Origin of the sequence: Aquimonas voraii (assembly GCF_900101825.1) — a bacterium.
Classification (GTDB): domain Bacteria; phylum Pseudomonadota; class Gammaproteobacteria; order Xanthomonadales; family Xanthomonadaceae; genus Aquimonas; species Aquimonas voraii.
In genome coordinates this window covers 694767-720344 of record NZ_FNAG01000002.1, presented here as the reverse complement: position 1 = coordinate 720344, position 25578 = coordinate 694767, and the positions used below count along the sequence as shown (strand labels likewise).

Here is a 25578-nt window from a genome sequence, read left to right as displayed (position 1 = left end):
GAGCCGCCCCTGAAAGCCCCTCTCCCCTCGAGGGAGAGGGGTTGGGGAGAGGGGGAACACGTCGCCTCAGGCGCTAACCCCCGCTCCGAATCCCAAATCCCCAATCCCTGCTCTCCACCGCGACCCATTACCCAAGGATCCAGACCATGTCCCACCGCCAGATCCAGGACGCCTACATCGTCGCCGCCACCCGCACGCCGGTCGGCAAGGCCCCGAAGGGCGTGTTCCGCAACACCCGTCCCGATGACCTGCTTGCGCATGCGCTGCGCCATCTCGTCGCACAGACCCCCTCGATCGATCTGAACCAGATCGACGACGTGGTCGTTGGCTGCGCCATGCCCGAGGCCGAGCAGGGCATGAATGTCGCCCGCATCGGCACCCTGCTGGCCGGATTCCCGGTCGGCGTCTCCGCCCAGACCATCAACCGCTTCTGCTCCTCGGGCTTGCAGGCGATCGCGCTCGCCGCCGACCGCATCCGCCTCGGCGAGGCCGACCTGATGATCGGTGCCGGCACCGAGACCATGAGCATGGTGCCGATGATGGGCCACAAGGTCGCCATGAACCCGGCGATCTTCAAGGACGAGAACATCGCCATCGCCTACGGCATGGGCATCACCGCCGAGAACGTCGCCAGCCAGTGGCAGGTGACGCGCGAGGAGCAGGACGCCTTCGCCTACGCCTCGCACCAGAAGGCCATCGCCGCAATCGCTGCCGGCGAGTTCAAGGCCGAGATCAGCCCCTACGAGGTCACCTCGCGCTTGCCCGACCTCGCTGGCAACACCGTGCGTCTGAAGAAGCTGCTGGTCGAGAACGATGAAGGCCCGCGCGCCGATACCAGCCTGGAGGTGCTTGGCAAACTGCGCCCGGTGTTCCGCGCCGGCGGCTCGGTCACGGCCGGCAACAGCTCGCAGATGTCGGACGGCGCCGGCGCGGTGATGCTGGCGTCGGAAAAGGCCATCAAGCAGTACGGCCTGACCCCGCTGGCTCGCTTCGTCGGCTTCGCTGTCGCCGGCGTCAAGCCGGACGTGATGGGCATCGGCCCCAAGGAAGCGATCCCCAAGGTGCTTCGCCAGGCTGGCCTCACCGCCGACCAGCTGGACTGGATCGAACTCAACGAGGCGTTTGCCGCGCAGGCGCTGGCTGTGGTCAAGGACCTTGGACTCAACCCCGACAAGATCAACCCGCTGGGCGGCGCGATCGCACTGGGCCATCCGCTGGGTGCCACCGGCGCAATTCGTACGGCCACGCTGGTGCACGGCCTGAAGCGTCGCCAGCAGAAGTACGGCATGGTGACCATGTGCATCGGCACCGGCATGGGGGCAGCCGGTATCTTCGAAGCGGTTTGAGGCAACCGCCCCTTCCTCCGTGGCAGAAGGGGCAGAGGGCGAGCAGGCTTTGAAAGGCTTGCTCTGCCGAAAGCAAAGGGCCCGCATCTGCGGGCCCTTTGCTTTCAGGCTCACTCAGCAGTCGGCCATCCTCAGCGCGGCGCGAACTCGATTCGCGCCACCTCGCCCGCCTGCGAAGCCGCCGGGTCCAGCACCAGCGGCTTGTAGGCATTCACCAGCCAGCGCGGCAATTGGCTGACGTAGCCGGGGCCGCCGATCTTGCCGTCCTGGCCGCCGGGCATGATCTGCAGCAGGGTCGGCGGATCGGTCATTTCGCCGATGAAACGACGAACCGGGCCACTGCCGAACATGAAGCCGTTCACCGTGTTGGAGCGCACCCCGTGGCCGGAGGCGTCCACCACTTCATACCCGCCGGGGCGTGCCAGGCCGGGCAGCTGCGGGCTCAGGTTCTGGAACGGGTATGGATTGCTTCCCGGGATGTTGAAGGGACCGCCCAGCGGGTGGTCGAGCACGATGCGGTGCAGCTTGCCCCAGCGGTAGTCGAGCACATTCCTCGAACCCGCGAAGGCGGGAGCGAAGGCCTCGCTGGACAGCGTATCCAGTGCGTTCTTCAGGCTGCCCACGAGGATGCAGTCGCGGCGATGCGAGGCCGAGCTGCCGGCGAAGGCGGCCGGCACGTTGCGGAAGAAGTCCAGGCCCGAGGCACCGCGACCCTGGCGCGTGTCGAACGTGTCGAGCAGGCGCTTCACCGCGACATAGGCCTCGTTGTTGCCCGGCAGCTGGCCGCCCAGACCCACCTGGGTCAGCGTGTGGTCGATCACGTTGCGCACCAACTGGCCGCGGAACACCGACCAGATGGTGGCGGCCACCGAGGCGCGGATCTGCGCCTCGCTGGGCTCGGGCAGGCTCATCGGGTTGTCGCCGCGGTCATAGCCCTCGCGGATGCCGGTGGGTGCGCTGTAATCCCAGCTGCGCAGCAGGTCCAGCGACTGCCCGATGCGCGGGTCGGTCATGTCGAAGGTGAGGCGGCAGTCGGAGGCGCCGATGCGGTCGGCCGCGCCCAGCAGATGCGGCAGCACCAGTTCGGCGTCGAGGAACTGGGTGTTGGCCTGCAGGGCCTGCATGTCCTCGACGGTGATGCCGCCGCGGGCGATCAGCCGCTGCAGCTCGCGGTCGATGCGGCCCTGGCGGTAGCTGGAGTAGCCGGGCGAGAGATAGTAGACGCCGCCGCCGGGGCGCTGCTCGTTGACCACGCTGTTGTCCAGCGTGTTGCCGACTGGGTCGTTGTTGGCATTGGCGATGTAGCCGCGGGCCGGGTTGACCGACTGCGGCATCTCGGCCGGCGACAGCACCTCGTACGGCACCGCCTGGGCCGGATAGGTGTTGGTGCGCGGCAGCCATTCGTTGCCGCCCTGGCCGTTGCGGATCAGGTAGGGCGGCACACCGGTGACGGTGTTGCGCTGCAGGTCCTCGCGGATCGGCGCCTCGGCGGTGGCGAAGTAGGCGATGTTGCCCTGCTTGTCGGCGTAGGCGAAATTCTGCGAGCCGACGTCGAAGTACTGCAGCGCGGCGCGGAACTGCTCCAGGTTGGTGGCGCGGTTCATGCGGCTGAAGGCTTCCAGCTCCTGCGTTGCGCCCCATCCGGTGTAGGCCACCGAGATGCCGGTGTCGCCGGTGATGCTCAGCACCGGGCCATTGTTGCGACGTGGCACCAGCACGGTGATGCCGCCGTTGGTGTAGCCGATCGAATTGTTGCGGGTGACGTTGTCGCGCACGCCATCGCCGATGGTGTTGACGAAGTAGCTCTGGAACACCCACAGCACCGGCTCGGCATTGCCCTGGTAGAGCGTGTGCGTGGGCAGGCCGTAGCTGTTGACGATGAAGCGCTCGGCGTAGGCGTCGGTGACGTCCAGCGGGTTGGTGGTCAGGCCCCAGCAGAAGTGGCTGTTGCAGCCGAGGATGGGCACCGGCGTGCCGGGGGCGACTGCGCCGACGGTGTTCATCGGCGTGGGGTAGCGCGGGTCGTTGCTGATCACATGGCCTTCGTGGAACAGCATCGGCGTGTCCAGCGCGAGATGCGGGTCATTGGCCAGGATCGGCTTGCCCGATGCGGTGTGCTGGCCGCCGACGATCCACCAGTTCGAGCCGGCACGGTTCTCGCGACGCGACAGCTGCGGGGCGATCACCGGGTTGTCGCGGATGCGCTCGACGTAATTCTGCGCGGCCTGCAGCACCTGCGCGTCGACCATCGGCACCGCCTCAGCATCGAAAGCGGGCGCCACGGACTTGGCATCAGGCGCATCGCCCTCTTCGCCGCCCTGCCCGCGCAGGCTGGCGAGGAAGCCGGGTACGGTGACGCGGTCATCGGCCGGCATGCTGCGATGAGTGTCCTCGAAGAACAAAGCCGCGCCGTTGAAGCCGGCGGCGGCACCCGCCTGCTGGTAGGCGCCGAGCTTGACGGTGTAGTCGATGTCGAGGTCGAAGCTCAGCTGGAAGGCCAGCAGCTTGCCGATCACCAGCGAGTCGACCGGCGACCACGGATCGGCCGAGGTGAGCTCCAACGCCTGGTGCTCGGTGGGCACGGGATTCGACTTCAGCCATGCGTTCACGCCATCGGCGTAGGCCTTGAGCTGGCCACGCAGTTCGGGCGAGCTCTTGGCCCAGCTGGCCCAGGCGGCGCGACGCAGGCCCAGGGTGCGCAGCTCGATATCGCGCGCCAGCACGCTGGGGCCGACCAGTTCGGCCAGCGTGCCGCTCGCGGTGCGGCGCAGCAGGTCCATCTGGAAGAAGCGATCGCGGGCGTGGGCATAGCCCATCAGCCAGGCGGCGTCTTCATCCGTCGCGGCGGTGACCGTGGGCACGCCCTCGGCGTCGTAGGAAATGCTGCCGTTGGCCTTCAGGCCGGGCGCGGGGATGGCCTGGGCCGAAGCGACCGAGGCGATGCCGCTGAGTGCGAAGCCGATGGCCAGCGCCAAGGCCTGTCGGCCGGCGCGTCGTGTGGTGTGCATGGTTCCCTCCTGTGTCGTCGCCACTCGGTGTGATGGCGATCGCGCTCCGCAGTATGCGTACGCACACGGATGGGGGAAATCTGCGGGTGCAGCAAAATGTTCCGCGCTGTGGACCGGCCGCGAATCAGGCTGGCCAAACACCGCGCGAGAGGCCCGGATATCTCGGCCTCAATGCAAAAGCCGCCGCGGACGACGCCATCAGCGCAGCGCAGCCAGCGCCTGCGCGATGGCTGCCGCCTCATCGGCGTCGATGCTGTACATGCGCACCCCACCGCCCACCGGCGGGTGGTGCCGTTGGGCATCACCGAAGCCCAGGATCTGACGCTCCAGATAGGCCGCCTGCTGGCCGGCGATGCGCGGAATCGCGCCGCCACCGCGATACTCAGCGCCATGGCAGCCCGCGCAGTCCAGCGCATCGAGCCTCTCCCTGCCGGCCTGCGTGTCGATGCCCTCTGGCACCTCCGCCGCGCGCCAATCGCGTGCGCTCAGGTCCTGGGCCAGAGCCTCGATCTGCGCCTCGTGCAGGCCGGCACTGAGCGCATTCATCGGAAAGCCCTCGCGATGGCGATGCTGGAAGCGCTCAAGCTGCGCCCGCAGGTAGTCGGCGTGCTGTCCCTCGATGGCCGGCACCGCACCGCCGGCCTGCCCCGGGCGATGGCAATCGAGGCAGAGCGCCTCGATGTCATCAGCCGCCGCTGCCTGCAGCGCGCTCAGCCCACCGAACAGCAAGGCCACGGTGAAAGTCAGCAGTGGGATTCGGCGCATTGGGGGCCTCGGACGATCTGGGAACCGGCTCCATCATGGGCGAGCCCGGGGGGCTGCGCCAAGACGGCATGGCATACGGCTTGCTGGCTGGACTCAGGACCGGCGACACACGCTCCCGCGCCACAAGGCCGGCATGAAGCAACAGCCTCCCGCCGCTTCGTCCGCAATCTTGAGTCCCCTTCCTTTCCACAAAGCCAGAGTTCCGCCTTGTTGCCGACCGTCCGCTTCGTCCTCGCGTGCCTGCTCGCCGCCTGCGCCCATGGGGCGGCGTCGGCGGCCTCGCCCTTCCTCGATCTGGAGCGCTACGGCCCGGGCTCGGGTCTGTCGCAGTCCACGGTCACCGACCTCGCCGAAGACGATCTCGGTTTCCTCTGGGTGGCCACACAGGACGGCCTGAATCGTTTCGATGGCCATCGCTTCGAGGTGCTGCGCTTCCAACCCCCGCGCACCGATCTGCCCGCGGCCACCCCGGCACGACCGCTGGAACTCGCCAGCGGCAGCATCGACGCCATGGTCTTCGATCGCGAGGGTTGGCTCTGGCTCGGGCTGAACGACGCCGGCCTGCAGCGCCTCAACCAGCGCGATGGCCGCAGGGACTGGCTCTCACCCGAGCAGCTGGGCGCGAAGCAAGTGGGGCTGCTGGCCCTGCACTCGCAGGGCGGCGTCTGGGCCGGTTCGCCGGACGGTCTGCGGCATGTGGATGCCACGCTGAAGGTCGGGACGCCCTTGCCGAACACGCGCAGCGGCGTCGCCTTGAGGGCCCAGCCCAGCGGCGCGATCTGGTGGCTGGGCAGCGACTGCCGACTTCTGGAGATCGCAATCGACGGGCGCTCGCGCCTGCTCTGGCAGGCGGGAAGCGACCGCCGCTGCAGCAGCCTCGCGCAAGCGGACGGCCAGACTTGGATCGGCAGCCGCTCGGGTTGGCTCTACACGCTGGATGCGCAGGGCAAACAGCGCCAGCAACTGCAGCTGCCCGCCGGCGCCGACGGCCGGGTCGCCGAGATCAGCCGAGTGCTGGTCAGGGCCAACGGCGAGGTGCTGCTGGGACGGTCCGACGGCCAGCTGTGGCTGCACCAGCCGGGCGCCTCGCCTGCGCTGCTGCGGCTGTCGGTCGAGCCCGCGCCCAGCAGCGAGATCACCGCCCTGTTCAAGGACAGCACCGGCGTGCTTTGGATCGGCAGCTATACCAGCGGGCTGTTCCGCGCCCGCAGCCTGTCGCCGCTGCTGCGCCGCGAGCTGGCGCCCGACCCCCTGGCGTTCGGCTTCGCCAACCGCAGCGTGCGCGCGGTGCGCAGCGCGGGCGACCGCACCCTGATCGGACTCGACTCCGGGCTGCTGGTGCTGTCCGCGGACGGCAGCGGCCGCAGCCATCCGGGCTTCCGCGGGCAATCGGTGCGCGCGCTGGAGCCGGAGCCGGACGGCGGCTGGTGGGTCGGTACCGACGTAGGCCTGTGGCGGCTGCAGGACGACGACTCCATGCTGGCCATCGGCGGCACCGAGCTGCGGCGGATCACCGCCCTGCGCCGCGAGGCGGACCGACTGCTGATCGCCACCCGCTCGGGTCTGCTCGACTTGCGCCTGCCCGCGGCGGCATTCGCGCCGGTGCCGGCGGCGCTGCGCACCAGCTTCTTGACCAGCCTCGCGCGTGACCGCAACGGACAGCTCTGGTTGGGCAGCAACGAGGAGGGCGTCTACGTTTGGGACGAGAAGTCCGAACCGCGTTCGCTCACCCCGCAGGACGGCCTCTCGCATCCTTCGGTGTGGTCGCTGCTGGCGGAGGACGACAGCGTCTGGGTCGGCACCTTCGCCGGCGGCCTGCATCGCTTCGATCTGCAGGGCCGCCTGCAGCGGCTGTACGCCGAGCGCGACGGGCTGTCGAGCAATGTGATCTACCGGATCGTGCGCGATTCGCGATCGCGGCTGTGGGTCAGCACCAACGACGGTCTCAACGTCATCGATGGCGACAGCGGCGCGATCCGCGTGCTGCGCCGCCAGGATGGTCTGCGCAACATCGAGTTCAACAGCGGCGCCAGCTACATCGACGCCCGGGGTCGGCTGTGGTTCGGCGGCCCGGAGGGCCTCGATGTGCTGGAGCCCTGGGTGGAGGAACCCGAACCCGCCTTGGCGCGGGTGGCGATTTCGGGCTTGCGCCTGCCCACCGTGGTGGGCCGCGAAGCGCAGCGTGAGCGGATGGGCGGGCTTGAGGTCGGCTACGCGCAGCGGCTGCAGCTGGGCTACCGCGACAGCACGATCGGCTTCGAGCTGAGCGCCCTCGACAGTGCGGCGCCGGCCTCGGCGCGCCTGCGCTATCGCCTGGTCGGCCTGGAAAGCGAGTGGACGGCGCTGCCGCAGGGCCGCGCCGAGATCAACTACGCCTTCCTGCCGCCCGGCAGCTACCGCCTGGAACTGCAGGCGGCAGGGCGCGACGGTCGCTTCGGCCACACACGCACCCTCGATGTCGAAATGGCCCCACCGCCCTGGGCCTCGCACAGCGCCCTGTTCGCCTACGCGCTGCTGATCCTGGGCGTGGTTGCCCTGGTGCTGCTGGAGGTGCGCCGACGGGTGCGGCAGGAGCGCGCGCTGGTCGACCGCCTGAACCGCGAGGTCGAGGCGCGCACGGTCGAGCTGGAGCGCGCCAACCAGCTGCTGACCTCGAGCAATCTGCGGCTCGAAGAGGCCAACCGCACCGATCCCCTGACCCAGGTCGCCAATCGCCGCGACCTGCAGCACTGGCTCGACGAACTCGCGCCGCGCGTGCAGCGCGCTGTGGCGGGCGACCCGCGCGGTCATCACGGCCTCATGCTGTTCATGCTCGACATCGACGACTTCAAGCGCATCAACGACAGCCTCGGCCATCAGGCCGGCGACGAAGTGCTGGTGGAGTTCGCCCAGCGCCTCCGAGCGTATTGCCGAGGCGAGGACAAGCTGGTGCGCTGGGGCGGCGAGGAGTTCCTGCTGGTGGTGCGTGAGCTGCCACGCGAGGACGCCGCCGCACTGGCCGAGCGGATCCGCCTCGCCATCGCCCACGAACCGCTGCACTTGCGCTCGGGACGCAGCCTGTCCCTGAGCTGCTCGATCGGCTTCGCGCCCTGGCCACTGGCCGCCAGTTGGCCTGCCTTGGGCGAGTGGGAGCAGAGCGTGAACCTCGCCGACCAGGCGCTTTACGAAGCCAAACGCCGCGGCAAGAACGGCTGGGTCGGCTTGCAGACCTCATCGGATGTCTCACGCCCCAACCTGCTGGCCTTGCTCGCGGCGTCCGCGGTCGAAAGCTGGCCGGCGACCGGGCTCAGCGTGCTGCGCTCGCGCTCCACGGAGCCCTGAAGCGGCGGGCGCGTCGCCCGAGAGGGCGCGCAGTCGCCATACTCCGCGAGCCGCCATCGGCCGACACCCTGTCAGGCATGAGCACAGCGCCCGCCCGCGCCCAGCAACCGCCCCCGCGCCCTGCCCGCTGGCCACGCCTGCGGCGGCTGGCATGGGCGACGCTCGCGCTGCTGCTTCTGGCCCTGCTGCTCGACCGCCTGTTTCCACCGCCGCTGCCTGATCTCGGCAACGACCTCGCGACGGTTGTGACCGCGCGGGATGGCCGTCCCCTGCGCGCCTTTCCGGACCGCGAGGGCGTATGGCGGCTGCCGGTCTTGGTCGATGCGGTCTCGCCGCTCTATCTCGAAGCCCTGCTGACTTATGAGGATCGCTGGTTCTGGCGGCATCCCGGGGTCAACCCGCTGGCGGCGCTGCGGGCGCTGGCGCAGGGCCTTCGCCACGGCCGGGTGGTGTCGGGCGCTTCCACGCTGACCATGCAGGTGGCGCGGCTGATCGAACCGCAGTCGCCCGGGCTGCTCGGCAAGCTCAGGCAGAGCCTGCGCGCGCTGCAACTGGAGTGGCGTCTCGACAAGCGCGAGATCCTCGCGCTCTACCTCAACTACGCGCCCTTCGGCGGCCCCATCGAGGGCGTGCAGGCAGCCAGTTGGGCCTACCTCGGGAAACCTGCCAACCAGCTCTCCCACGCGGAGGCCGCATTGCTGGCAGTGCTGCCGCAGTCGCCCAGCCGGCTGCGGCCGGATCGTCATCCGCAGCGCGCACGCGAAGCGCGCGACAAGGTCCTGCAGCGGCTCGCCGACTTCGCGGTGTGGAGCGCAGCCACCGTCGCCGATGCCCGCGCCGAGAACGTGGTGGCGCGCAGCCTGGCGGTGCCGCAGTCCGCCGCCCTGCTGGCGGCGCGTCTGCGCGGCCAGCACCCCGGCCAGCAGCGCATCGACAGCAGCATCGACCACGACCTGCAGCTGCGGCTTGAGGCCCAGCTCGGCGCCTGGATCGAACGCCTGCCGCCGCGCACCTCGGCGGCGGTGCTGGTGCTCGACAACCGGACGGCCGAGGTGCGCGCCTATCTCGGCAGCGCGCGCTTCGCCGACGATGCGCGCTACGGCCACCTCGACATGGTGCAGGCCTGGCGTTCGCCCGGCAGTACGCTGAAGCCTTTCGTCTACGGCCTCGCGATCGATGCCGGCAGCGTCCATTCCGCCAGCCTGCTGATTGATGCCCCGCAGGACTTCGACGGCTATCGCCCCGACAATTTCGACCAGCGCTTCCGCGGGCCGGTGAGCCTCGGCGAGGCTTTGCAGCAATCGCTCAATGTGCCCGCGGTGGCCGTGCTGCAGCAGCTCGGGCCGGCGCGCTTCGCCGCGCGCCTGGAACACGCAGGCTTGCCTCTGCGCCTGCCCAGCGGTGACCGCCCCAATCTCAGTCTGGTCCTGGGCGGTACCGAAGTGCGGCTACAGGATCTGGTCGCCGCCTACGCCGCCCTGCACCGCGAGGGCCGCGCGCCGCTGCCGCGCTTCCGGCCTGCGGACCCTCTGGAGGAGCGCCGCCTGCTCTCGCCCGGCGCAGCCTGGATCATCGCCGAACTGCTGCGCAGCGCCCCCGACGGCAACGACGGCCGCTTCGCCCAGTTGAGCGGCGCGCGTCTGGCCCACAAGACCGGCACCAGCTACGGCTTCCGCGACAGCTGGGCGGTGGGCGGCAACGCCGGGGTCACGATCGGCGTCTGGGTCGGCCGCCCGGACGGCACGCCCTCGCCCGGCCAGTTCGGCGCCATCACCGCCCTGCCCGTGCTGCAAGCGGTGCAGGCCAGCCTGCCGGGTGAATACCAGCAGCCCGCACAGGCGCATCCCGACAGCGTGGGCGAGGCTGCGATCTGCTGGCCCCTGGGAGCGCATGCCGATGCAACCCAAGCCGAGCACTGCCACAGGCGCCTCGACGCCTGGCTGCTGGAGGGCGCGGCGCCGCTGACACTGGCGCCTGCGGGCGAGGCGCAGCCGCCATCGGTACAGCGCTTCTTGATGGACGGGGCCGTGCAGCGCGTCGGCGCGTGCCGTCGCGGCACCGAAGTGGAGGAAGCGCGCGCGCTGTGGCCGCGCCTCGCGGCGCCCTGGCTCAGTGGTGACGAGCGTCGGCGTGGGCTGCCGCCGGCGCTCGCGGCCGACTGCGCCGGCGCGCGCGCCGCGCTCGCCGACCTGCAGATCACCGGCGCGCGCGAGGGCAGCCGCATCCGCGCACCGCGCGGCAGCGCCGCCGCGCCCACGCTGAGCCTCAAAGCCGCGGGCGCCAGCGGCGAGGTGCGTTGGCTGGTGAACGGTCGGCTGTTCGCCACCGTGCCGGCCGAGCAGAGCTTCAAGCATGCTTTCGAGAAGCCCGGCGTGCAGGACATCGTCGCGATCGACGACAGCGCGCGCTATGGACGTCTTCAGATCGAGGTATTGGCCGCGGAGTGAATCCTCGCCCCTGAGGGATGAGTCCGGCGCAGCGTCATGCCGTGGTCATCCGCCGCGCCTAGGCTGCGGCCGCGAGACCCAGAGCGCGAGCCTACGATGGCCCTGTCCCTACCGCAGACCGAGAACCCCGGCGCCCGCGCCGCGGACGCCACGCCGACACGCTTCAAGGATCGGCTGGACCAGCGCATCTTCAACGCGATCTACGCGCGCAGCCTGGTCTACAACGCCTGCTGGGAGGATCCCGCGGTGGACCGCCTGGCGCTGCAGCTCAGGCCTGAGCACGAGCTGCTGGTGATCACCAGCGCTGGCTGCAATGCGCTGGACTACGCCCTCGCCGGCGCCGGCCGCGTCCATGCGATCGACGCCAACCCGCGCCAGAACGCCCTGCTGGAGTTGAAGCTCGCCGCCGCACGCGCGCTCGATTACCCCGACTACTTTGCCTTCTTCGGCCAGGGCTTCCACGCCCGAGCAGGCGAGCTCTACGTGGCGCGGCTGCGCCCGCAGCTCGGCGAGTTCGCGCGAGCGTGGTGGGACCGCCACTGGCGCTGGTTCGAGAGCCCGCGCGGCAGCTTCTACTTCCACGGCCTGTCTGGCCTCGCGGCGCGCGGCTTCCACACCTTTCTGAAGCTGCAGCCGCGTCTGCGCGAGCACTTCGAGGCGCTGTTCGCCTGCAGGACGGTGGCGGAGCAGCGCGCGCTCTACGACCGCGAAATCGCGCCGCGCCTGTGGAGCCGGCCCTTCAACTGGCTGCTTTCGCGGCAGTTCGTGATGAACCTGCTGGGCGTGCCCTACCCGCAGCGCAAGCTGGTCGAAGCCCAGCACCCGGACCGCATCGCCGGCTTCATCCGCGCGAGTCTTGAGTACGTGATCCGCGAACTGCCGCTGGGCGACAACTACTTCTGGAAGGTCTACTTCCACGGCCACTACACGCAGGACAGCTGCCCCGAGTACCTGAAGCCCGAAGGTCATGCCGCGCTGCGCGGCGGCCGCGCCGAGGCGATCGCGCTGCACACCTGCACGGTCACCGATTTCTTGAAGCGGCACGACCGCCCGATCGACCGCTTCGTGCTGCTCGACCACATGGACTGGATGAGCAGCTACTACCCCGAGGCCCTGGTCGAAGAGTGGAACTGCATCCTGGAGCGCGCGGCGCCCGACGCACGCCTCCTGCTGCGCAGCGCCCAGGCGCGGCCGGACTACCTCGACCGCATCGCGGTCGGGCCGAAGCGCCGGCCGCTGCGCGAAGCGCTGTGCTTCCAGGACGCGCTGGCCGAGCGGCTGCAGGCCGGCGATCGCGTCCACACCTACGCCGGCTTCGTCATCGCCGACTGGCCGGCGTCGGCGCGCAGAGCTGAGCTTTCCGCGTCTGCCGGAGCCCGCGATGCGCGGGTTTGACGCCTTGCGTTCCGACCTCACAGTGCTGCGTGGCCTCTTGCGCGGCATGCCGCGCGAGGGCGACCACGCGCAGCGGCTGGCCGGTTTCTACGGCGCGCAAGCCGCCCACTACGACGCCTTCCGCGACCGCCTGCTGCCCGGACGCGCCGAACTGATCGCCTCGCTGGATCTGCCGCCTCGTGCTCGCATCATCGAGCTCGGCGGCGGCACCGGGCGCAACCTCGAGTTCTTCCCCCGAAGCCGCCGCGCCGACCTGCAGTTCGAAATCGTCGATCTCTGCGAACCGCTGCTGGCCATCGCACGGCATCGCACCCTCGCCTGGCCGCAGGTGCGCATCACGCACGCCGATGCGACGCGCTACCAGCCGGCGCAGACGGTGGATATCGTCCTGCTCTCCTATGCGCTGACCATGATCCCCGACTGGCGCGCGGCGCTCGACAACGCAATCGCCATGCTGCGCCCGGGCGGGCAGCTGGCAGTGGTCGACTTCCACGTGTCCTCGGCCGATCCGCCTCCATGGCGCGCGCGCCACGGTGCGCTCGCCCGCGCCTTCTGGCCGCGCTGGTTCCGCCACGATGGTGTCCACCTGGACCCGGCGCATCTCGAGGCCTTGCGCGACCGCCTGCCCTGGCACCGCCTGCACGAGGGCCGCGCACGATTGCCCTGGCTGCCTGGCCTGCGGGTGCCCTACTACCGCTTCATCGGGCGCCGCGGTGATTGAATCCGCGGAACATCACCCGCGCCGCCGGCGGCCATGGCACGGCCGATCGGTCGCAAGGCCGGGCCGTCAAGTTCTCCATGGTCCGACTCGCCAGCCCGCGGCAGCAGGTTTAGGCTTGGCGGCTTCCTGTTGTCGACCGGTGCCCTCCGAATGGCCAGCCTCGCACGCACAGCCGCCCCGCTCTTCCTGCCCCTGCTGCTCGCGCTCGGCGGCTGCGCCAGCCGCCCGCAGCCGGCAGCGGCCGCGAGGCAAGGGCTGGAGCTGCGCATCCTGCACATCAACGACCACCATTCGCGGCTGGCGCCCGATCCGGGCAATGCACTGGTGATCGAGGGCGAGTCGGTGCAGCTCAGCTTCGGCGGCTTCCCGGCGGTGGCCGAGGCCATCGAAGCGCTGGCCGAGGATCACCCGAACGTGCTCAAGCTGCACGCCGGCGACGCCATCACCGGCGATCTCTACTTCACCCTGTTCCAGGGCGAGGCCGATGCCGACCTGATGAACTCCGTCTGCTTCGATGCCTTCGTGGTCGGCAACCATGAGTTCGACACCGGCGACATCGGCCTCGCCCGCTTCATCGACTACCTGCGCAAGGACAGCGCGCGCTGCGACACGCCGGTGCTCGGTGCCAACGTGCAGCCGACCGTGGGTCTGTCGCCGCTTGCGCCGAAGGCGCAACACGACTACATCCGTCCGCACGTGGTGCTGGAGCGCGGCGGCGAGCGCATCGGCATCATCGGCATCGACATTGCTGGCAAGACCAAGAGCTCCTCCAGCCCCGACGAGGGCACGCAGTTCGCCGACGAACTCGGCACCGCGCAGACGCAGATCGACCTGCTGGCCGCGCAGGGCATCCGCCATATCGTCCTGCTCACCCACATCGGCTACCGCAACGACCTCGACCTCGCCGGCAAACTGCGCGGCGTCGACGTCATTGTTGGCGCCGATTCGCACACCCTGCTGGGCGAGGGCTACCGCGCGCTCGGACTGGCGCCGGGCGGCGACTACCCCACGCGTCTCGCCAACAGCGAGGGCGATCCGGTCTGCATCATCCAAGCCTGGCAGTACACCTGGGTGGTCGGCCAGCTCGACGTCCGCTTCGATCCCGAAGGCCGCGTGCTGGACTGCGGCGGCAAGCCGCAGCTGCTGGTCGGCGAGGATCTGCGCCGCGGCGACACGCCGATCGAGGGCGCCGAGCGCGAGCGCCTGTTGGCCGCACTGAGCGCGCATCCGCTGGTGCGCATCGCCCGCCCGCAGCCCGCCTCCGCTGCCGTGCTCAAGGTCTACCAGGACCAGATCGAGCAGTTCAGCACCGAGGTCGTGGGCCAGGTGCCGCAGCGCCTGTGCCTGCGGCGCGCGCCGGGGCCCTTCGACCGCAGCCGTGACGGCGCGCCCGGCTGCGCCGAAGCGACCGACCTGCACGGCGGCCATGTGCAGCAGGTCGTCGCGCGGGCCTTCCTGTCGCAGGGCCAGCGCTTCGGTGGCGCCGACATCGCCCTGCAGAACGGCGGCGGCGTTCGCAACGGTATTGCGGAAGGCGCGCTGACCATCGGCGACGCCTACCTCGCCCTGCCCTTCAAGAACATGCTCGATCGCCTGCTGATGACCGGCAGCGAGATCCATTCGGTGCTGGAGGACGCGTACGCGCACTTCCTCGCCAACGTCGGCAGCAACAGCGGCGCCTGGCCCTACGCTGCCGGACTGCGCTGGCACGTCGACCTCACCCGCACGCGCGAGCAGGGCCGGGTCAGCCGTATCGAGGTGCAGATCGACGGCGCGTGGCGGCCGATCGAGCCCGAACGCACCTACCGCGTCATCACCAACGATTACATCGCTACAGGACGCGACGGCTTTGAAACCTTCGGCCGGATCGGCGCCGAGCGCCGCGAGCCGACCTACCTGCACTACGCGCAGGCGCTGGCCGACTATGCGAAGGGCGGCGGCGACCTTTCGCGACCCAAGTCCGAGGAGATGAGCACGCAGTCGGTGGTCTACCCGCAGCGCTGAGACGGGCGCAGGCCCAGCGCTTTGAGCACCTAGGGCGGGCCAGGGTCCACCCTCGCCGCCGCCCTACGGCGCCCTGGGCTCTGCCACCGGCAATTGCACCAGCGCGATGGAGGCATCCTCGGGGTCGGGCGCAATGCTGAAACCCAGCTGCCGGCACATGTCGAGCATGCTGGTGTTGTCGCGCAGCACCTGGCCGGTGATCTGCCTGAGCCCGATTCCCTTGGCCACCTCGATCAGGCGCTGCATCAGCGCCCAGCCGAGGCCCTGCCCTTTCAGGTCCGAGCGCAGCAGGATCGCGTACTCGCCCTCCTCCAGTTCCGGGTCGGCGTGCACCTGGGCCACGCCCAGCACCTCATCACCCGCATCGACGGCGAGCAGCACGATCACTCGGGCGTAGTCGATCTGGGTGAGACGGGCAATGAAGGCCTGGCTGATCTGCTTGACCGGCGAGAAATAGCGCTGGCGCAGGTCGTCCGCACTGACCGCGGCGAAGAAGCGGCGCAGGCGCTCCTCGTCCTCCGGGCGCACCGGCCGCACATGAAAAACCCGCCCGCCATGGGTGCGCAGGTCGCCTTCCCATTCCTTGGGATAGGGGGCGATGGCGAAGCGCGGGTTGCCGCAGGGTGCGCGCGGGCAGGAGTCCGGGTCGAAGTCATCGACCAGCACGCGCGCGTCCAGCGCGATGGCGCCGTGCTCATCGACCAGCAGCGGGTTGATGTCGAGTTCGCGCACCTCCGGCAGGTCGGCGGCGAGCTGCGAGAGCTTCACCAGCGTCAGCGCGGCGGCCTCGCGGTTGGCTGCCGGCAGATTGCGGTAGGCGTTTAGCCGCCGCGAGACGCGCGTGCGGTTGATGAGGTCATGCGCCAGGTTGAGGTGCAACGGCGGCAGGCCCAGCGCGGTGTCCTTCTCCACCTCGACCGATACGCCTCCCGCGCCGAACAGGATCACCGGGCCGAACAGCGCGTCGTCGGCGATACCGGCGATCAGCTCACGCGCATAGGCCCGCTCGACCATCGGCTGCACCAGCAGGCCATCGATACGCGCCTCGGGGCGCAGCGCGCGCACGCGATCGAGCATGGCAGCCGCCTCGCGCTGCACCGCCTCGACCGTCTCGATGTTCAAGGCGACGCCACCGACATCCGACTTGTGGGGGATGTCGGGCGAAACGATCTTCAGCACGGCGCGCTGGCCGGCCTCGATCCAAGGTCGAGCGGCCTGCGCGGCAGTGCTGGCGTCCGCGGCGATGACCATGGGCAGGCTGGCAATGCCATAGGCGGCCAGCAGGTCGTGCACGGCGGCGGCCGGCAGCCAGCGCCGCCCCGTGCCCGGTGCCTGCGCCAGCGCCTTGCGCGCACGCTGGGCATCGGGTTGGAAGTCGGCCGGCAGCGAGGGCGGCGTCGCCAGCAGCTGGCGTTGCGCCTCGGCGTATTCGGTCAGATGCACGAAGCCGCGCACCGCGCCGGTCAGGGTGCGGTAGGTGGGAATGCCGGCCGCCTGCAGGTGCGTGCGCGCCTGCTGTTCCTGCGCCAGCCAGCAGGCCAGCACCGGCTTGCCCGGAGCGTAGCTGCCTTCGCGCTCGCGGCGTGCGCGCATGTGGCGGGCCACGCCCTCCGCCACCTCGACCGGCGCCGCCAGCGCGGTCGGCACGTGCACCACAAACACCGCGTCGACCTCGGGGGCATCCATCAGGATGTCCAAGGCATCGGTGTAGCGCTGCACGCCGGCGTCGCCGACGATGTCGACCGGATTGCTGTGCGACCAGGTCGTAGGCAGCACGGCATCGAGGCGCTTCAGCGTGTCCTCCGAGAGCTCGGCCGCCACGCCGTCGAGATCGACCAGACGATCGATGGCAAGAATGCCGACGCCGCCGCCGTTGGTGAGGATGGCCAGTCGCTTGCCGCTGGTGGGCTTGAGGATCGACAGCGTGTTGGCGGCGGCGAACAGCTCCTCCATGTCAGCGACGCGCAGCACGCCGGCCCGGCGGAAGGCTGCATCGAAGACCGCATCGCTGCCAGCGAGTGCGCCGGTATGGGAGGCTGCCGCGCGCGCGCCCGCCTCGTGGCGGCCCGCCTTGACCACGATCACCGGCTTGGCGCGCGCGGCGGTGCGCGCGGCCGACATGAAGCGGCGCACATCGCGCACCGACTCCATGTAGATCAGGATGGCCCGCGTTCCGGGGTCGGTGGCGAAGTAGTCGAGCAGTTCGCCCACATCGACATCGGCCATGTCGCCGAGCGAGACAATGCCCGAGAAGCCGATGCCACGCTGGTTGGCCCACTCGACCACGGTGGTCACCACCGCACCCGACTGCGCCAGCAGCGCCAGATCGCCAGGCAGCGCGGGGGCAGCGGCAAAACTTGCATTGACGCAGGCCGGCGGGCTCAGGATGCCAAGGCAGTTCGGCCCGACCAGCCGCAGGCCGTGCCGGCGCGCGGTCTTCGCCGCCTTCTCGCGCAGCGAGCCCGGCCCCTGGCCGAGGCCGGCGGTGATCACCACAGCGGCCTTGACCCCTGCCCTTCCTGCCTCGTCGAGCACGCCGGGCACGAGCTCGGGCGGCACGGTCACCACCACCAGTTCGGGCACAGGTTCCAACTCAGCGATGCTGCGCGCGGTGCGGATGCCGTCAATGCGCGGGTACTTGGGGCTGACCACGTCCAAGGGCCCGGTAAAGCCACCCGCACGCAGGTTGCGGGCGATCACCCGCCCGAGGCTCTGCGGCTTTGTGCTGGCGCCGATCACGGCGATCGAAGCGGGCTTGAACAGGGCATCCAACGCTTCGCGACTCATGGCTTGCTTCCTTTCACAGGCTGACTCGTTTGCTCTGGACGGGAACAGACGCGCGCAGCAGGGCGCGGCCCGCGAGTGGCAGTGTGCCGCGCCCGGCATGACGCCGATTTGACGCAGCGCAACACAAGGCCGCGGCCGGGATGCGCCAGGAGAACGCTGAAGAGGTCAGCGTTGTCGCACAGAGAAGCCACGCCAGGACCGAGGACGAACTTGTGACTACTGATCTTGGCCACGATCGATCTGAGCAGTCTTGCCTCACCCAGCGGGCTCGGGTCGACGCCACAGCCAGAGCGCGACGGTCGCCATGCAGAGCGTGGCCAATAGCCAACCGATCCACGTGGCGACCAGGGCCAGCACGGCCGAGCACAGCAGCATCATGATCGAAGCCATGCGCTTGGCGCGCCGGCTGACCGCGCCCTCACGCTCCCAATCGCGGATGAAGGGGCCGAACTGCGCATGCGCCAGCAGCCAGGCCCTCAGCCGCGGTGAACCACGCGCGGCACAAAAGGCCGCGAGCAGCATGAAGGGCACGGTCGGCAGGCCCGGCAGCGCCACGCCGATGAGACCGAGCACGAAGGCACACCACGCCGCCAGCCACCAGAGCCAGCGGCTGTGGCCAGGCGCGATGGGCGCCTCCTGCGGCTCGCTCACGGGTGGGGTGACCGGGGACATGCGCAGGGCCATGCAGGGCGTGTGCCGGGCGCGGCACAGCCTGTCGCGGCCCGCGCGACCTCAGTGCCCACGGCCGTCGCAGCCAGGCTGCCGATCAGCGTGCGCCCTGCCAGCATCGTGGACCTGGCTTGAAGGGTGGCCGCCATCGTGGCCATGGCCATGGCCATCGTCGTGGTTGTGGTCGTGGTCGTGGTCGTGCGAATGCGTATGGACGGGGCCGCGCTGCATCGGTTCATGCGCATGCCTGCAGTCCGCCTGCGCGCAAACCACGCCGTCCAGCTGCACGGTGACATGGTCGATGGCGAAGTCCTGATGCAGGGCGGCACGCACAGCGCGGATCGCCGCATCCGGATCCTGCCCTGGCGCAAGCACGGCGTGCAGAGTTGCCACGCGGCTGCCGCCGGTGAGCTGCCAGACATGCACGTGGTGCACATCGCGCACCGCGGGCACCCGCGACTCGACCGCCTGCGGGATCTGCTGGAGATCGAGATCCTCCGGCACGCCCTCCAGCAGGATGTGAGCCGATCGCCGCATCAAGCTGATCGAGGCATGCAGCAGCAGCGCGCCCACCAGCAGAGAAACGACCGCATCCGCCCACAGCCAGCCGAAACTCCAGACCAGCAGCGCCGCGGTGATCGCTGCCACCGAGCCCAGCAGGTCGCCCAGCACGTGCAGGTAGGCACCCGCGGCGTTGAGGTCGTCATGGTCGTGGCCGCCCAGTACCTTCAGCACGATCAGGTTGACGATCAAGCCGACAAAGGCGATCACCAGCATGGTCAGGGACTGGATGGGCTGCGGCGCGAACAGGCGCTGCACCGCCTCGGAGGCGATCCAGGCCACCAGCGCCAGCTGCAGCAGCGCGTTGGTGTAGCCGACCAGCACTTCGAGGCGCGCATAGCCGAAGCTGCGGCGATGGTCGGCCGGACGCCGCGCGAAGCGCGCACCGAGGAAGGCGAACAGCAGGGCCATCGAATCGACCGCCATGTGGCCGGCATCGGCGATCAGGGCCAGCGATCCGGAGATCACTCCGCCGACGGCCTCGGCCACCATGGTGACCAAGGTCAGCAGGAAGGCGAAACGCAGCCGCCCCACCCGCCTGGGGTCATGCAGGAAGCGCGCACCGTGGTCGTGGTGGTGCTCGTCCTCGAAGGGGCTGAGCAGCGCCGCCTGGCCCGAAGAAGGGTGCCGGGAGTGCTTGCTGTGATCGAGATGCGCGGCAGGCGGGGATTCGGGCATGGCGGACGCCGTCGATGGACCGCCCCGGATTGTGCCTTGCCGCTGCAGCCTCCGCCTTGAGCGCTGTAACCCGGGCCCGGAAGCCCGCTGCTATGCTCCGACGTCCCTGGCCGTTCCGAGCTGCGCGTGAGTGTCGAAATCGAACTGAAGCTCGCCCTCGACCCCGCAAGTCTCAAGCGCCTGCAGCGCTCTCCCGCCCTGCAGGGCATCGCCCGCAGTCCTGCGCGCAGCGAAACCCTGGACAGCACCTACTTCGACACGCCGGCACTGGATCTGACGCGAGCCGGGCTCGCCCTGCGCCTGCGCAAGCGCGGCCGCAGCTGGGTGCAGACCCTCAAGACCCGCGGCAGCAGCCAGGCAGGCCTGCACGCCCGCGGCGAATTCGAAACCCCCGCCCCCGGCGGCCGCATCGATCTCGATGCGCTGTGCGCGCTGGAGGGCGTGGCCGAGCTGCTGGCGCCCTATCGCGATGGCGAGCTGAAACCGCTGTTTACCACTGCGTTTCGCCGCACCCGCTTCGACGTGAACCTGGAGGAAGGCGGCGGCGCGGAACTGGCCTTCGACCTCGGCGAGATCCGCGCCCAGGGCCGTGTCGATCCGATCAGCGAGGTCGAGATCGAGCTGAAATCGGGCGCGCCGGGCGAGCTGTATGCGCTGGCCCGAGAACTGCTGCGGCTGGAGCCTTTGACGCTAGACAACCGCAGCAAGGCGCAGCGCGGCTTCGCCCTGCTGGCGCCAGTTGAACCCGCCCCGGTCAAGGCAAGTGCGGTGCAGCTCGACGGCGCGTCGCCGGCCCCGCACGCCTGCGCCGCCCTGCTGGCCTCCGCGCTTGAGCAGCTCGAAGCCAACGAGGCAGGCGTCATCGCCGCGCACGACCCTGAATTCCTGCATCAGGCACGGGTTGCGCTGCGCCGCCTGCGCGCCCTGCTGCGACTGTTCAGCCCGCTGCTGACGCTGGGTGAGATCGAGGCGCTGAAGCCACGCCTTCGTGGGCTTGGCCAAGCCCTCGGGGCCTGCCGCGACTGGGACGTGCTCTGCACCCAAACCCTGCCCCGTCTGCGCGGCGCGATGACGCGGGCGGAAGCGCTGGAGCCTTTGGCCCAGGCCGTGCGCGTGCAGCGACTGGCCGCACAGGTCGCCGTGCGCGAATGTCTGGCCGCGCGTGACTACACGGACCTAAAGCTGGCCCTGGGACAGCTGATCGCTGAGCTCGCGCTGCCGGCGGGCGAGGCGGTGCCCAGCCTGCTCGACTTCGCGCATGAACGCCTGCGCAAGGCCGCACGGCGGGTGCGCCGCATCCACGCCAAGCACAACCCGGACTGCATCGAAAGCCTGCACGGCCTGCGCATCGAAGTGAAGAAACTGCGCTATGCCTGCGACGTGCTGGGCAGTGTGTTCGGCGAACGCGCCCTGCGACGCTACGTCCGCCACCTCAGCGCACTCCAGCAGCTGCTCGGCGATTTCAACGACGCCGCTGTCGCCCACCAGCGAGTCGCCAGCCTTGAAGGCATCGATGCATTCGCCCGCGGCGCGCTCGAGGGCTACGCTGCAGCCCGCACTGAAGCCGCGCGCGCCGCACTGCCTGCAGCCTGGGCCGAATTCGAGCGGGCCCGTCGCTTCTGGTGAAGCCGTCCCAGACCGGCATGTTTGCCCGATCGGCCACGAAGCCACGTTGGAAGCGCCGGCGGGGTTTGTGAAGCCAAGAACCCGCGCCGGGCGCTCTGGCCCACAGCGGCAACGCAGGTCTTGCCGACCGGCAGGTCAGCAGGCCTTCGCCGCGGTGGCGGCAGTCCCACCGCTGCAAGACGCGCCTGACCAAGAGCCAGGCGCGTTTCGCTCCACGCCAAGGACCGATGTTGCTCAGCCCTGGATCAGATCGATCTCGGGATCGTTGGCCATCTGCGGATCGCAGTTGATGTAGCGGTTGCGCTTCTCGTCCTTGACCAGCACCGAGAACAGGATCAGCGACTTCACGGTATTGGCGTTGCGCATCTGGATTCGACGTCCATCCGCCTTGACCTCGATGTCGCTGATCTGTTGCTGCGCATCGGTCGAGAGCACATCGAGGATCCTGAAATGGCCGTCCATGTGGTCGGCGAGCTTGTAAGCCACCGTGACCGGACTCTGGCCCTTGCCGAAGGTCACCAGATCCGGCCGGACACTGTAGAAATACTCGCCCTGCCCGGCATTGCCGCCGAATCCAACGTAGGCGATGGTGAATTCGACCTCGACGACCTTCTCGCTCATTGCGCAGCTCCCATATGGAGTGGTTGGGGGTGGAACCTGATGAAATCCGGCTGGCGGTAGCCGATGCCGTGCAGCCAAGCCAGCGCGGCCGTCGCCTCGTTCTCGCGACCGAGTCGCGAATGCAGGCGCACCCACACATCGAGCAGTCGCCGGTCGCGGGAGCTCGGTGCGGCATCAGCCAGGAGTGCGCGGGCGCGAAGCCAATCGCTTGCTGCAGCGGCCGCCTGCAGCGCCTGCTGAGTGTCGCCGCGCCAGAGCAGAGCCTCGGCCAGCATGACGGCGGCCTGCAGATCCTCGGGATACCGCGCGTGGAAGGCTTCAAGCTCCGCCACGGCGGGCTTGCCTGCCTGCAGCCCGGCCTCGGGGGCTTGCAGTTGGGCAAGGCGCAGCTGGATGACCGCGTCCAGCAGGCGCCACTCCGGCAAAGCGCTGTCGACCTGCATCAGCGGTGCGAGGGTTGCCCGCGCGCCGTTCAAGCGCCCTGAGGCCTCGGCGGCCTGTCCCGCCAATTGCATCACCCAGGCGGCGTGTGTCTGCGCATGGGCAAGATCGCGTCTCCATATCTGGTTCTCGGGCCGGGCTTGCGTGAGCGCCAGCAGCAGGGACTCGCTTTCGTCGACCGCCGCGCGCGCCAGGTCGGTATGTCCGGTGTCGAGCGCGAGCTGGGACTGGCGCAGCAGCGCCGTGGCCAGTCGCCGTCGCCAGGCATCGGCGCCTGGATCCTGCCCCAGCAGCGCGCGCAGGGTCGCAATCTGCTCTGCATAGCCCAGTGCTGCCGATTCAAACTGGCCCGCGGATTCCTGCGAAGTGCTCAGCCAGGACAAGCTGTCGACAAGTTCGAACTGCAGCGAAGCCTGCCTGGGCTTGCGCGCCACCAGGTCACGCTTCAAGTCGACCGCGCGCGCGAACAGAGCCAGAGCATCCTCGATGCGCCGCTGACGGTGCGCCAGGCTGCCCAGATTGTTGAGTGCATAGGACAACTCAAGCAGGGCGCCTTCGTCGCCAGGGTCGAGCGCCACGAGGCGCTCGGCGGTACTGAAATAGGCCTCCCAGTGGCGGCGCGTCTCCTCGAAGCGACGCTCCCGATAGGCGAGATAGCCCCGCCAGTAAGCCACCGTGCCGGACTCGCGGTGTGCCTCGCGCGAGCCGGAGTCCATCGCAAGCGCCCGACCGATGGCAGTTTCCGCGCGGACGAAGGCCAGACCGGCCTCTTCGAATCGCGCCTGGCCGAACAGCACCTCGCCCACCGTGCGCAGCGCCTGCGCATGGACGATCGATTCGCGCAGGCGCATCTCCGACTGCGGCAAGCCCTCCAGGTAGTTGAGCGCCACCCCGCTCACGCCCTCCAGGAGGGTGAGACTGCCGGACGCGCGCAGGCTGTCTGCAACCTCACCCAGCAGAAAGCCCACCAGCTCCTTCGCCTGCTCCCTGCGCTGCTCAGCGCGTTCCTGGGCACGCTGCGCCTGCCATGCCGACGCCACCGCGAAGCAGGCGACCACCAGCAGCGAGGCCATGCCCACCCAGCGCACCCGGCGACCGCGTCGGCTTGAAGCTTCGGACGCACGGAGAAAGGCCCACTCCAGCTTCGACAGAGCGCGCGGCAGGCGCCGCGCGACATCGCGCGCTTCTTCCAGCGGGCGCCCGGGATTCAGCAGATGGTCGTCGCGACGCTGCTCCCGGGCCCAGTGCTGCGCTGCTCGCTGAAGCCGGTTGCGACCCTGCAGCAGGCCGCGGTTCTCGGCGATCCAGGCCACGACCCTCGGCCACTGTCGCAGAAGGGCCTCGTGAGCCACGCGCAGCACGGCCTCGCCTTGATGCAGTTCAGCGACGAACAGGCGAGCCCGGACCAGCGCGTCCACCAGCTCCACGGCGTGTGGCGAAGTCAGCTCCTCGCGCGGCAGCGCGCGCGCCGTCACCGCATCGCTGTCGGCCTGCATCACCACCACGCCTCGCAGGACGGCATCGAGCTGAGCACGGGCGGCCTCCGGTAGTGCGAGGAAGACCTCCTCGGCGCGATGTGCCAAGGCGCCCTCAAGACCGCCAAAGCCGCGGTAGCACTGGAAGCCGAGCAGCCCGCCCTCGCTGCGGCCCTCGTACAGCCGATTCAGGCAGTGCTGCAGCAGCGGCAAAGCGTCCGGCTGCAGCATCGCGGCATCGCGCAGCACGTCATCCAGCCGACTGCCGCTGGCGGCCTCTTCCTCGAAACGCAGTCCCGCCATGGCCGCGGGCCAGCGGATGATCCGCGCGATCTCGCTGGCGCGCGGGGGCAGCAGGTCGACATGCCCCCCCTGGCCCTTCAGATCGACCAGCTGCGGGACGCACTCGACCAAACGCGGAAAGAAATCGCTGCGCGTGACCGCGAGCACGGCCATCCGCTCAAGACCGCACAGCTGCTGCAGCGCGCGCCCGAGGTCGGCGCGATCCTGGGCGCGCATGCCGGGCGTGGCGACGGCCGCCTCGGCGTGATCGACCACCAGCAGCAGAATCGTCCGTTCGGAGCCCTCGCCGCGGCGTTCGCCCCGGCGCGCCCACGCATCCTGCAGGCGGCGCGCGACGAATCCACCGCCACTACGCAGGTCTGCCATCACTTCAGCCTGCTCGGAGGCGAGGAACACCGGGCGACCGCACAGGCTCCACTGGCAAAGCGACTCGGCGAGCTTCTGCAGCAGGTCGCCGCCACGACAGCGGCCGAGATCGCAGCGCGCAACCGATTCGGCCCGGAGCCCCTGGAAGCCACCCGCTTGAGTCAGCAGCGGAAGCACGCCGGCCGACACCAGCGAGGACTTCCCACAGCCGCTCGAACCCGAAAGCAGAACCAGCCGGCGCTGCACATCCACCTGTCGGCGCAGCGCCTGCAGCACCTCGGCGGTGGCCGCGCTGCGCCCGAAGAACACCGGGGCATGCCTGCTCTCGAAAGCCTGCAGACCGACATAAGGCGAATCGCCCGACCAGTCCTGCAGCAGCGCCGGCCGCGGCAGGCCGCCCTCCGGCAGCGTCACCGGGGCGAGCAGTCGGTAGCCTCGCTTGCGGATGGTCTGGATGTAGCGCGGCTGACGACTGTCATCGCCCAGGCGCTGGCGCAGCTGGGCGATGCATTTGTGGACCGGATTGTCGCCGTAGAAGCTGCCGTGCCAGACGTCGATCAGCAGCTGCTCGGCGCTGACCACTTCTCCCGCCTGCTCGCAGAGCGCGACCAGCACCTCCATCTGTCGCGGCTCCAGGGTGATCGTATGCGCCTCGCGCAACACCCGCAGGCGCTGCGGTTCCACGCAGAGATCCGCAAGATGGAATCGGGTGGCAGCGGCCAGCGCGCTGGGACGATCGCTGCGACTGCTCATTGCGAGAAGCTCATCGGGCTGCGCCCGCCACGACCGTCAGAGTCCAGAACGAAGCGCAAAGGCTAGTGCAGCACCACCTGCTCCGATAGCTGGCGAATCTGACAGGTGTGCGGCCTGCAGTGCCGGCCTGGCCGCTCGCCCCGTGGAGAACACCGCCTTCCAAGTCGAGCTGGCCTTGCCCGCCAAAGCACATGCACTGCAACAGTGCGGGCACCGGCTACCCACCAACGGCACGAGCCGCCAATAGGATTCGCGCTGCTCCTCCGGATGGCCGAGCGGTTCGCCCGGCCA

The 25578-nt window shown here is 69.7% G+C and carries 14 protein-coding genes; 7 read left to right on the top strand and 7 right to left on the bottom strand.

Annotated features, from left to right (window positions below; all coding sequences use genetic code 11):
* Positions 1–146 precede the first annotated feature (146 nt).
* The gene (locus BLP83_RS07580) at positions 147–1346 is read left to right on the top strand and encodes an acetyl-CoA C-acyltransferase (RefSeq protein WP_091240794.1); all 1200 of its coding nucleotides are present in this window, start codon (positions 147–149) and stop codon (positions 1344–1346) included.
* A gap of 131 nt (positions 1347–1477) precedes the next feature.
* Here the strand turns inward: BLP83_RS07580 and BLP83_RS07575 are convergent, their stop codons facing one another.
* Entirely contained in the window at positions 1478–4354 is a 2877-nt protein-coding gene (locus tag BLP83_RS07575) for a penicillin acylase family protein (RefSeq protein ID WP_091240792.1), read from the bottom strand.
* 198 nt (positions 4355–4552) lie between these two features.
* Positions 4553–5119 carry a c-type cytochrome gene (locus tag BLP83_RS18615; RefSeq protein WP_176764059.1) on the bottom strand — a complete coding sequence of 189 codons (567 nt, stop codon included), beginning with the start codon at positions 5117–5119 and terminating at the stop codon, positions 4553–4555.
* A gap of 207 nt (positions 5120–5326) precedes the next feature.
* Here BLP83_RS18615 and BLP83_RS07570 point away from each other — a divergent pair, with 207 nt between their 5' ends.
* The 5 genes from BLP83_RS07570 to BLP83_RS07550 all read left to right on the top strand — a co-directional run bounded on the left by BLP83_RS07570 (position 5327) and on the right by BLP83_RS07550 (position 15007).
* Positions 5327–8440: a ligand-binding sensor domain-containing diguanylate cyclase gene (locus tag BLP83_RS07570; protein WP_176764058.1), complete on the top strand. Its 3114-nt coding sequence runs from the start codon at positions 5327–5329 to the stop codon at positions 8438–8440.
* Positions 8441–8517: 77 nt separating this feature from the next.
* Positions 8518–10887 carry a penicillin-binding protein 1C gene (gene pbpC, locus BLP83_RS07565; protein WP_091240788.1) on the top strand — a complete coding sequence of 790 codons (2370 nt, stop codon included), beginning with the start codon at positions 8518–8520 and terminating at the stop codon, positions 10885–10887.
* Positions 10888–10983: 96 nt separating this feature from the next.
* A complete protein-coding gene (locus BLP83_RS07560) occupies positions 10984–12282 on the top strand; it encodes a BtaA family protein (protein ID WP_091240786.1) in 1299 nt (432 codons plus the stop codon).
* On the top strand, positions 12269–13003 hold the full coding sequence (locus tag BLP83_RS07555) for a class I SAM-dependent methyltransferase (RefSeq protein WP_091240784.1): 735 nt from the start codon (positions 12269–12271) through the stop codon (positions 13001–13003). Before BLP83_RS07560 ends, BLP83_RS07555 begins: the two co-directional genes overlap by 14 nt.
* Positions 13004–13153: 150 nt before the next feature.
* A complete protein-coding gene (locus BLP83_RS07550; protein ID WP_091240781.1) occupies positions 13154–15007 on the top strand; it encodes a 5'-nucleotidase C-terminal domain-containing protein in 1854 nt (617 codons plus the stop codon).
* A gap of 63 nt (positions 15008–15070) precedes the next feature.
* On the opposite strand, the gene BLP83_RS07545 is transcribed toward BLP83_RS07550, so the two are convergent.
* The 3 genes from BLP83_RS07545 to BLP83_RS07535 all read right to left on the bottom strand — a co-directional run bounded on the left by BLP83_RS07545 (position 15071) and on the right by BLP83_RS07535 (position 19702).
* Positions 15071–17794 (bottom strand): bifunctional acetate--CoA ligase family protein/GNAT family N-acetyltransferase, encoded by a 2724-nt coding sequence (locus tag BLP83_RS07545; protein WP_091240778.1) that lies wholly within the window; start codon positions 17792–17794, stop codon positions 15071–15073.
* 255 nt (positions 17795–18049) lie between these two features.
* Positions 18050–18466, bottom strand: a complete 417-nt coding sequence (locus BLP83_RS07540) for a YbaN family protein (protein WP_091240941.1) — start codon at positions 18464–18466, stop codon at positions 18050–18052.
* 60 nt (positions 18467–18526) lie between these two features.
* A complete protein-coding gene (locus tag BLP83_RS07535; protein WP_091240776.1) occupies positions 18527–19702 on the bottom strand; it encodes a cation diffusion facilitator family transporter in 1176 nt (391 codons plus the stop codon).
* Positions 19703–19828: 126 nt separating this feature from the next.
* Between BLP83_RS07535 and BLP83_RS07530 the strand changes: the two genes are divergently transcribed.
* Positions 19829–21328 (top strand): CYTH and CHAD domain-containing protein, encoded by a 1500-nt coding sequence (locus tag BLP83_RS07530; protein ID WP_091240774.1) that lies wholly within the window; start codon positions 19829–19831, stop codon positions 21326–21328.
* Between the two features lie 234 nt (positions 21329–21562).
* Here BLP83_RS07530 and BLP83_RS07525 read toward each other — a convergent pair whose 3' ends face one another.
* Both BLP83_RS07525 and BLP83_RS07520 read right to left on the bottom strand, forming a co-directional pair.
* Positions 21563–21949 carry a hypothetical protein gene (locus BLP83_RS07525; RefSeq protein ID WP_091240771.1) on the bottom strand — a complete coding sequence of 129 codons (387 nt, stop codon included), beginning with the start codon at positions 21947–21949 and terminating at the stop codon, positions 21563–21565.
* Positions 21946–25287 (bottom strand): winged helix-turn-helix domain-containing protein, encoded by a 3342-nt coding sequence (locus BLP83_RS07520; RefSeq protein WP_091240769.1) that lies wholly within the window; start codon positions 25285–25287, stop codon positions 21946–21948. Before BLP83_RS07520 ends, BLP83_RS07525 begins: the two co-directional genes overlap by 4 nt.
* Between the last annotated feature and the right edge of the window lie 291 nt (positions 25288–25578).

What these genes read in the sequence shown, in the direction of transcription:
- BLP83_RS07580 (WP_091240794.1), top strand. Translation starts at nt 147, where the DNA reads ATGTCCCACCGCCAGATCCAGGACGCCTACATCGTCGCCGCCACCCGC.
- BLP83_RS07575 (WP_091240792.1), bottom strand. Translation starts at nt 4,354, where the DNA reads ATGCACACCACACGACGCGCCGGCCGACAGGCCTTGGCGCTGGCCATC.
- BLP83_RS18615 (WP_176764059.1), bottom strand. Translation starts at nt 5,119, where the DNA reads ATGCGCCGAATCCCACTGCTGACTTTCACCGTGGCCTTGCTGTTCGGT.
- pbpC (WP_091240788.1), top strand. Translation starts at nt 8,518, where the DNA reads ATGAGCACAGCGCCCGCCCGCGCCCAGCAACCGCCCCCGCGCCCTGCC.
- BLP83_RS07560 (WP_091240786.1), top strand. Translation starts at nt 10,984, where the DNA reads ATGGCCCTGTCCCTACCGCAGACCGAGAACCCCGGCGCCCGCGCCGCG.
- BLP83_RS07555 (WP_091240784.1), top strand. Translation starts at nt 12,269, where the DNA reads ATGCGCGGGTTTGACGCCTTGCGTTCCGACCTCACAGTGCTGCGTGGC.
- BLP83_RS07550 (WP_091240781.1), top strand. Translation starts at nt 13,154, where the DNA reads ATGGCCAGCCTCGCACGCACAGCCGCCCCGCTCTTCCTGCCCCTGCTG.
- BLP83_RS07545 (WP_091240778.1), bottom strand. Translation starts at nt 17,794, where the DNA reads ATGAGTCGCGAAGCGTTGGATGCCCTGTTCAAGCCCGCTTCGATCGCC.
- BLP83_RS07540 (WP_091240941.1), bottom strand. Translation starts at nt 18,466, where the DNA reads ATGTCCCCGGTCACCCCACCCGTGAGCGAGCCGCAGGAGGCGCCCATC.
- BLP83_RS07535 (WP_091240776.1), bottom strand. Translation starts at nt 19,702, where the DNA reads ATGCCCGAATCCCCGCCTGCCGCGCATCTCGATCACAGCAAGCACTCC.
- BLP83_RS07525 (WP_091240771.1), bottom strand. Translation starts at nt 21,949, where the DNA reads ATGAGCGAGAAGGTCGTCGAGGTCGAATTCACCATCGCCTACGTTGGA.
- BLP83_RS07520 (WP_091240769.1), bottom strand. Translation starts at nt 25,287, where the DNA reads ATGAGCAGTCGCAGCGATCGTCCCAGCGCGCTGGCCGCTGCCACCCGA.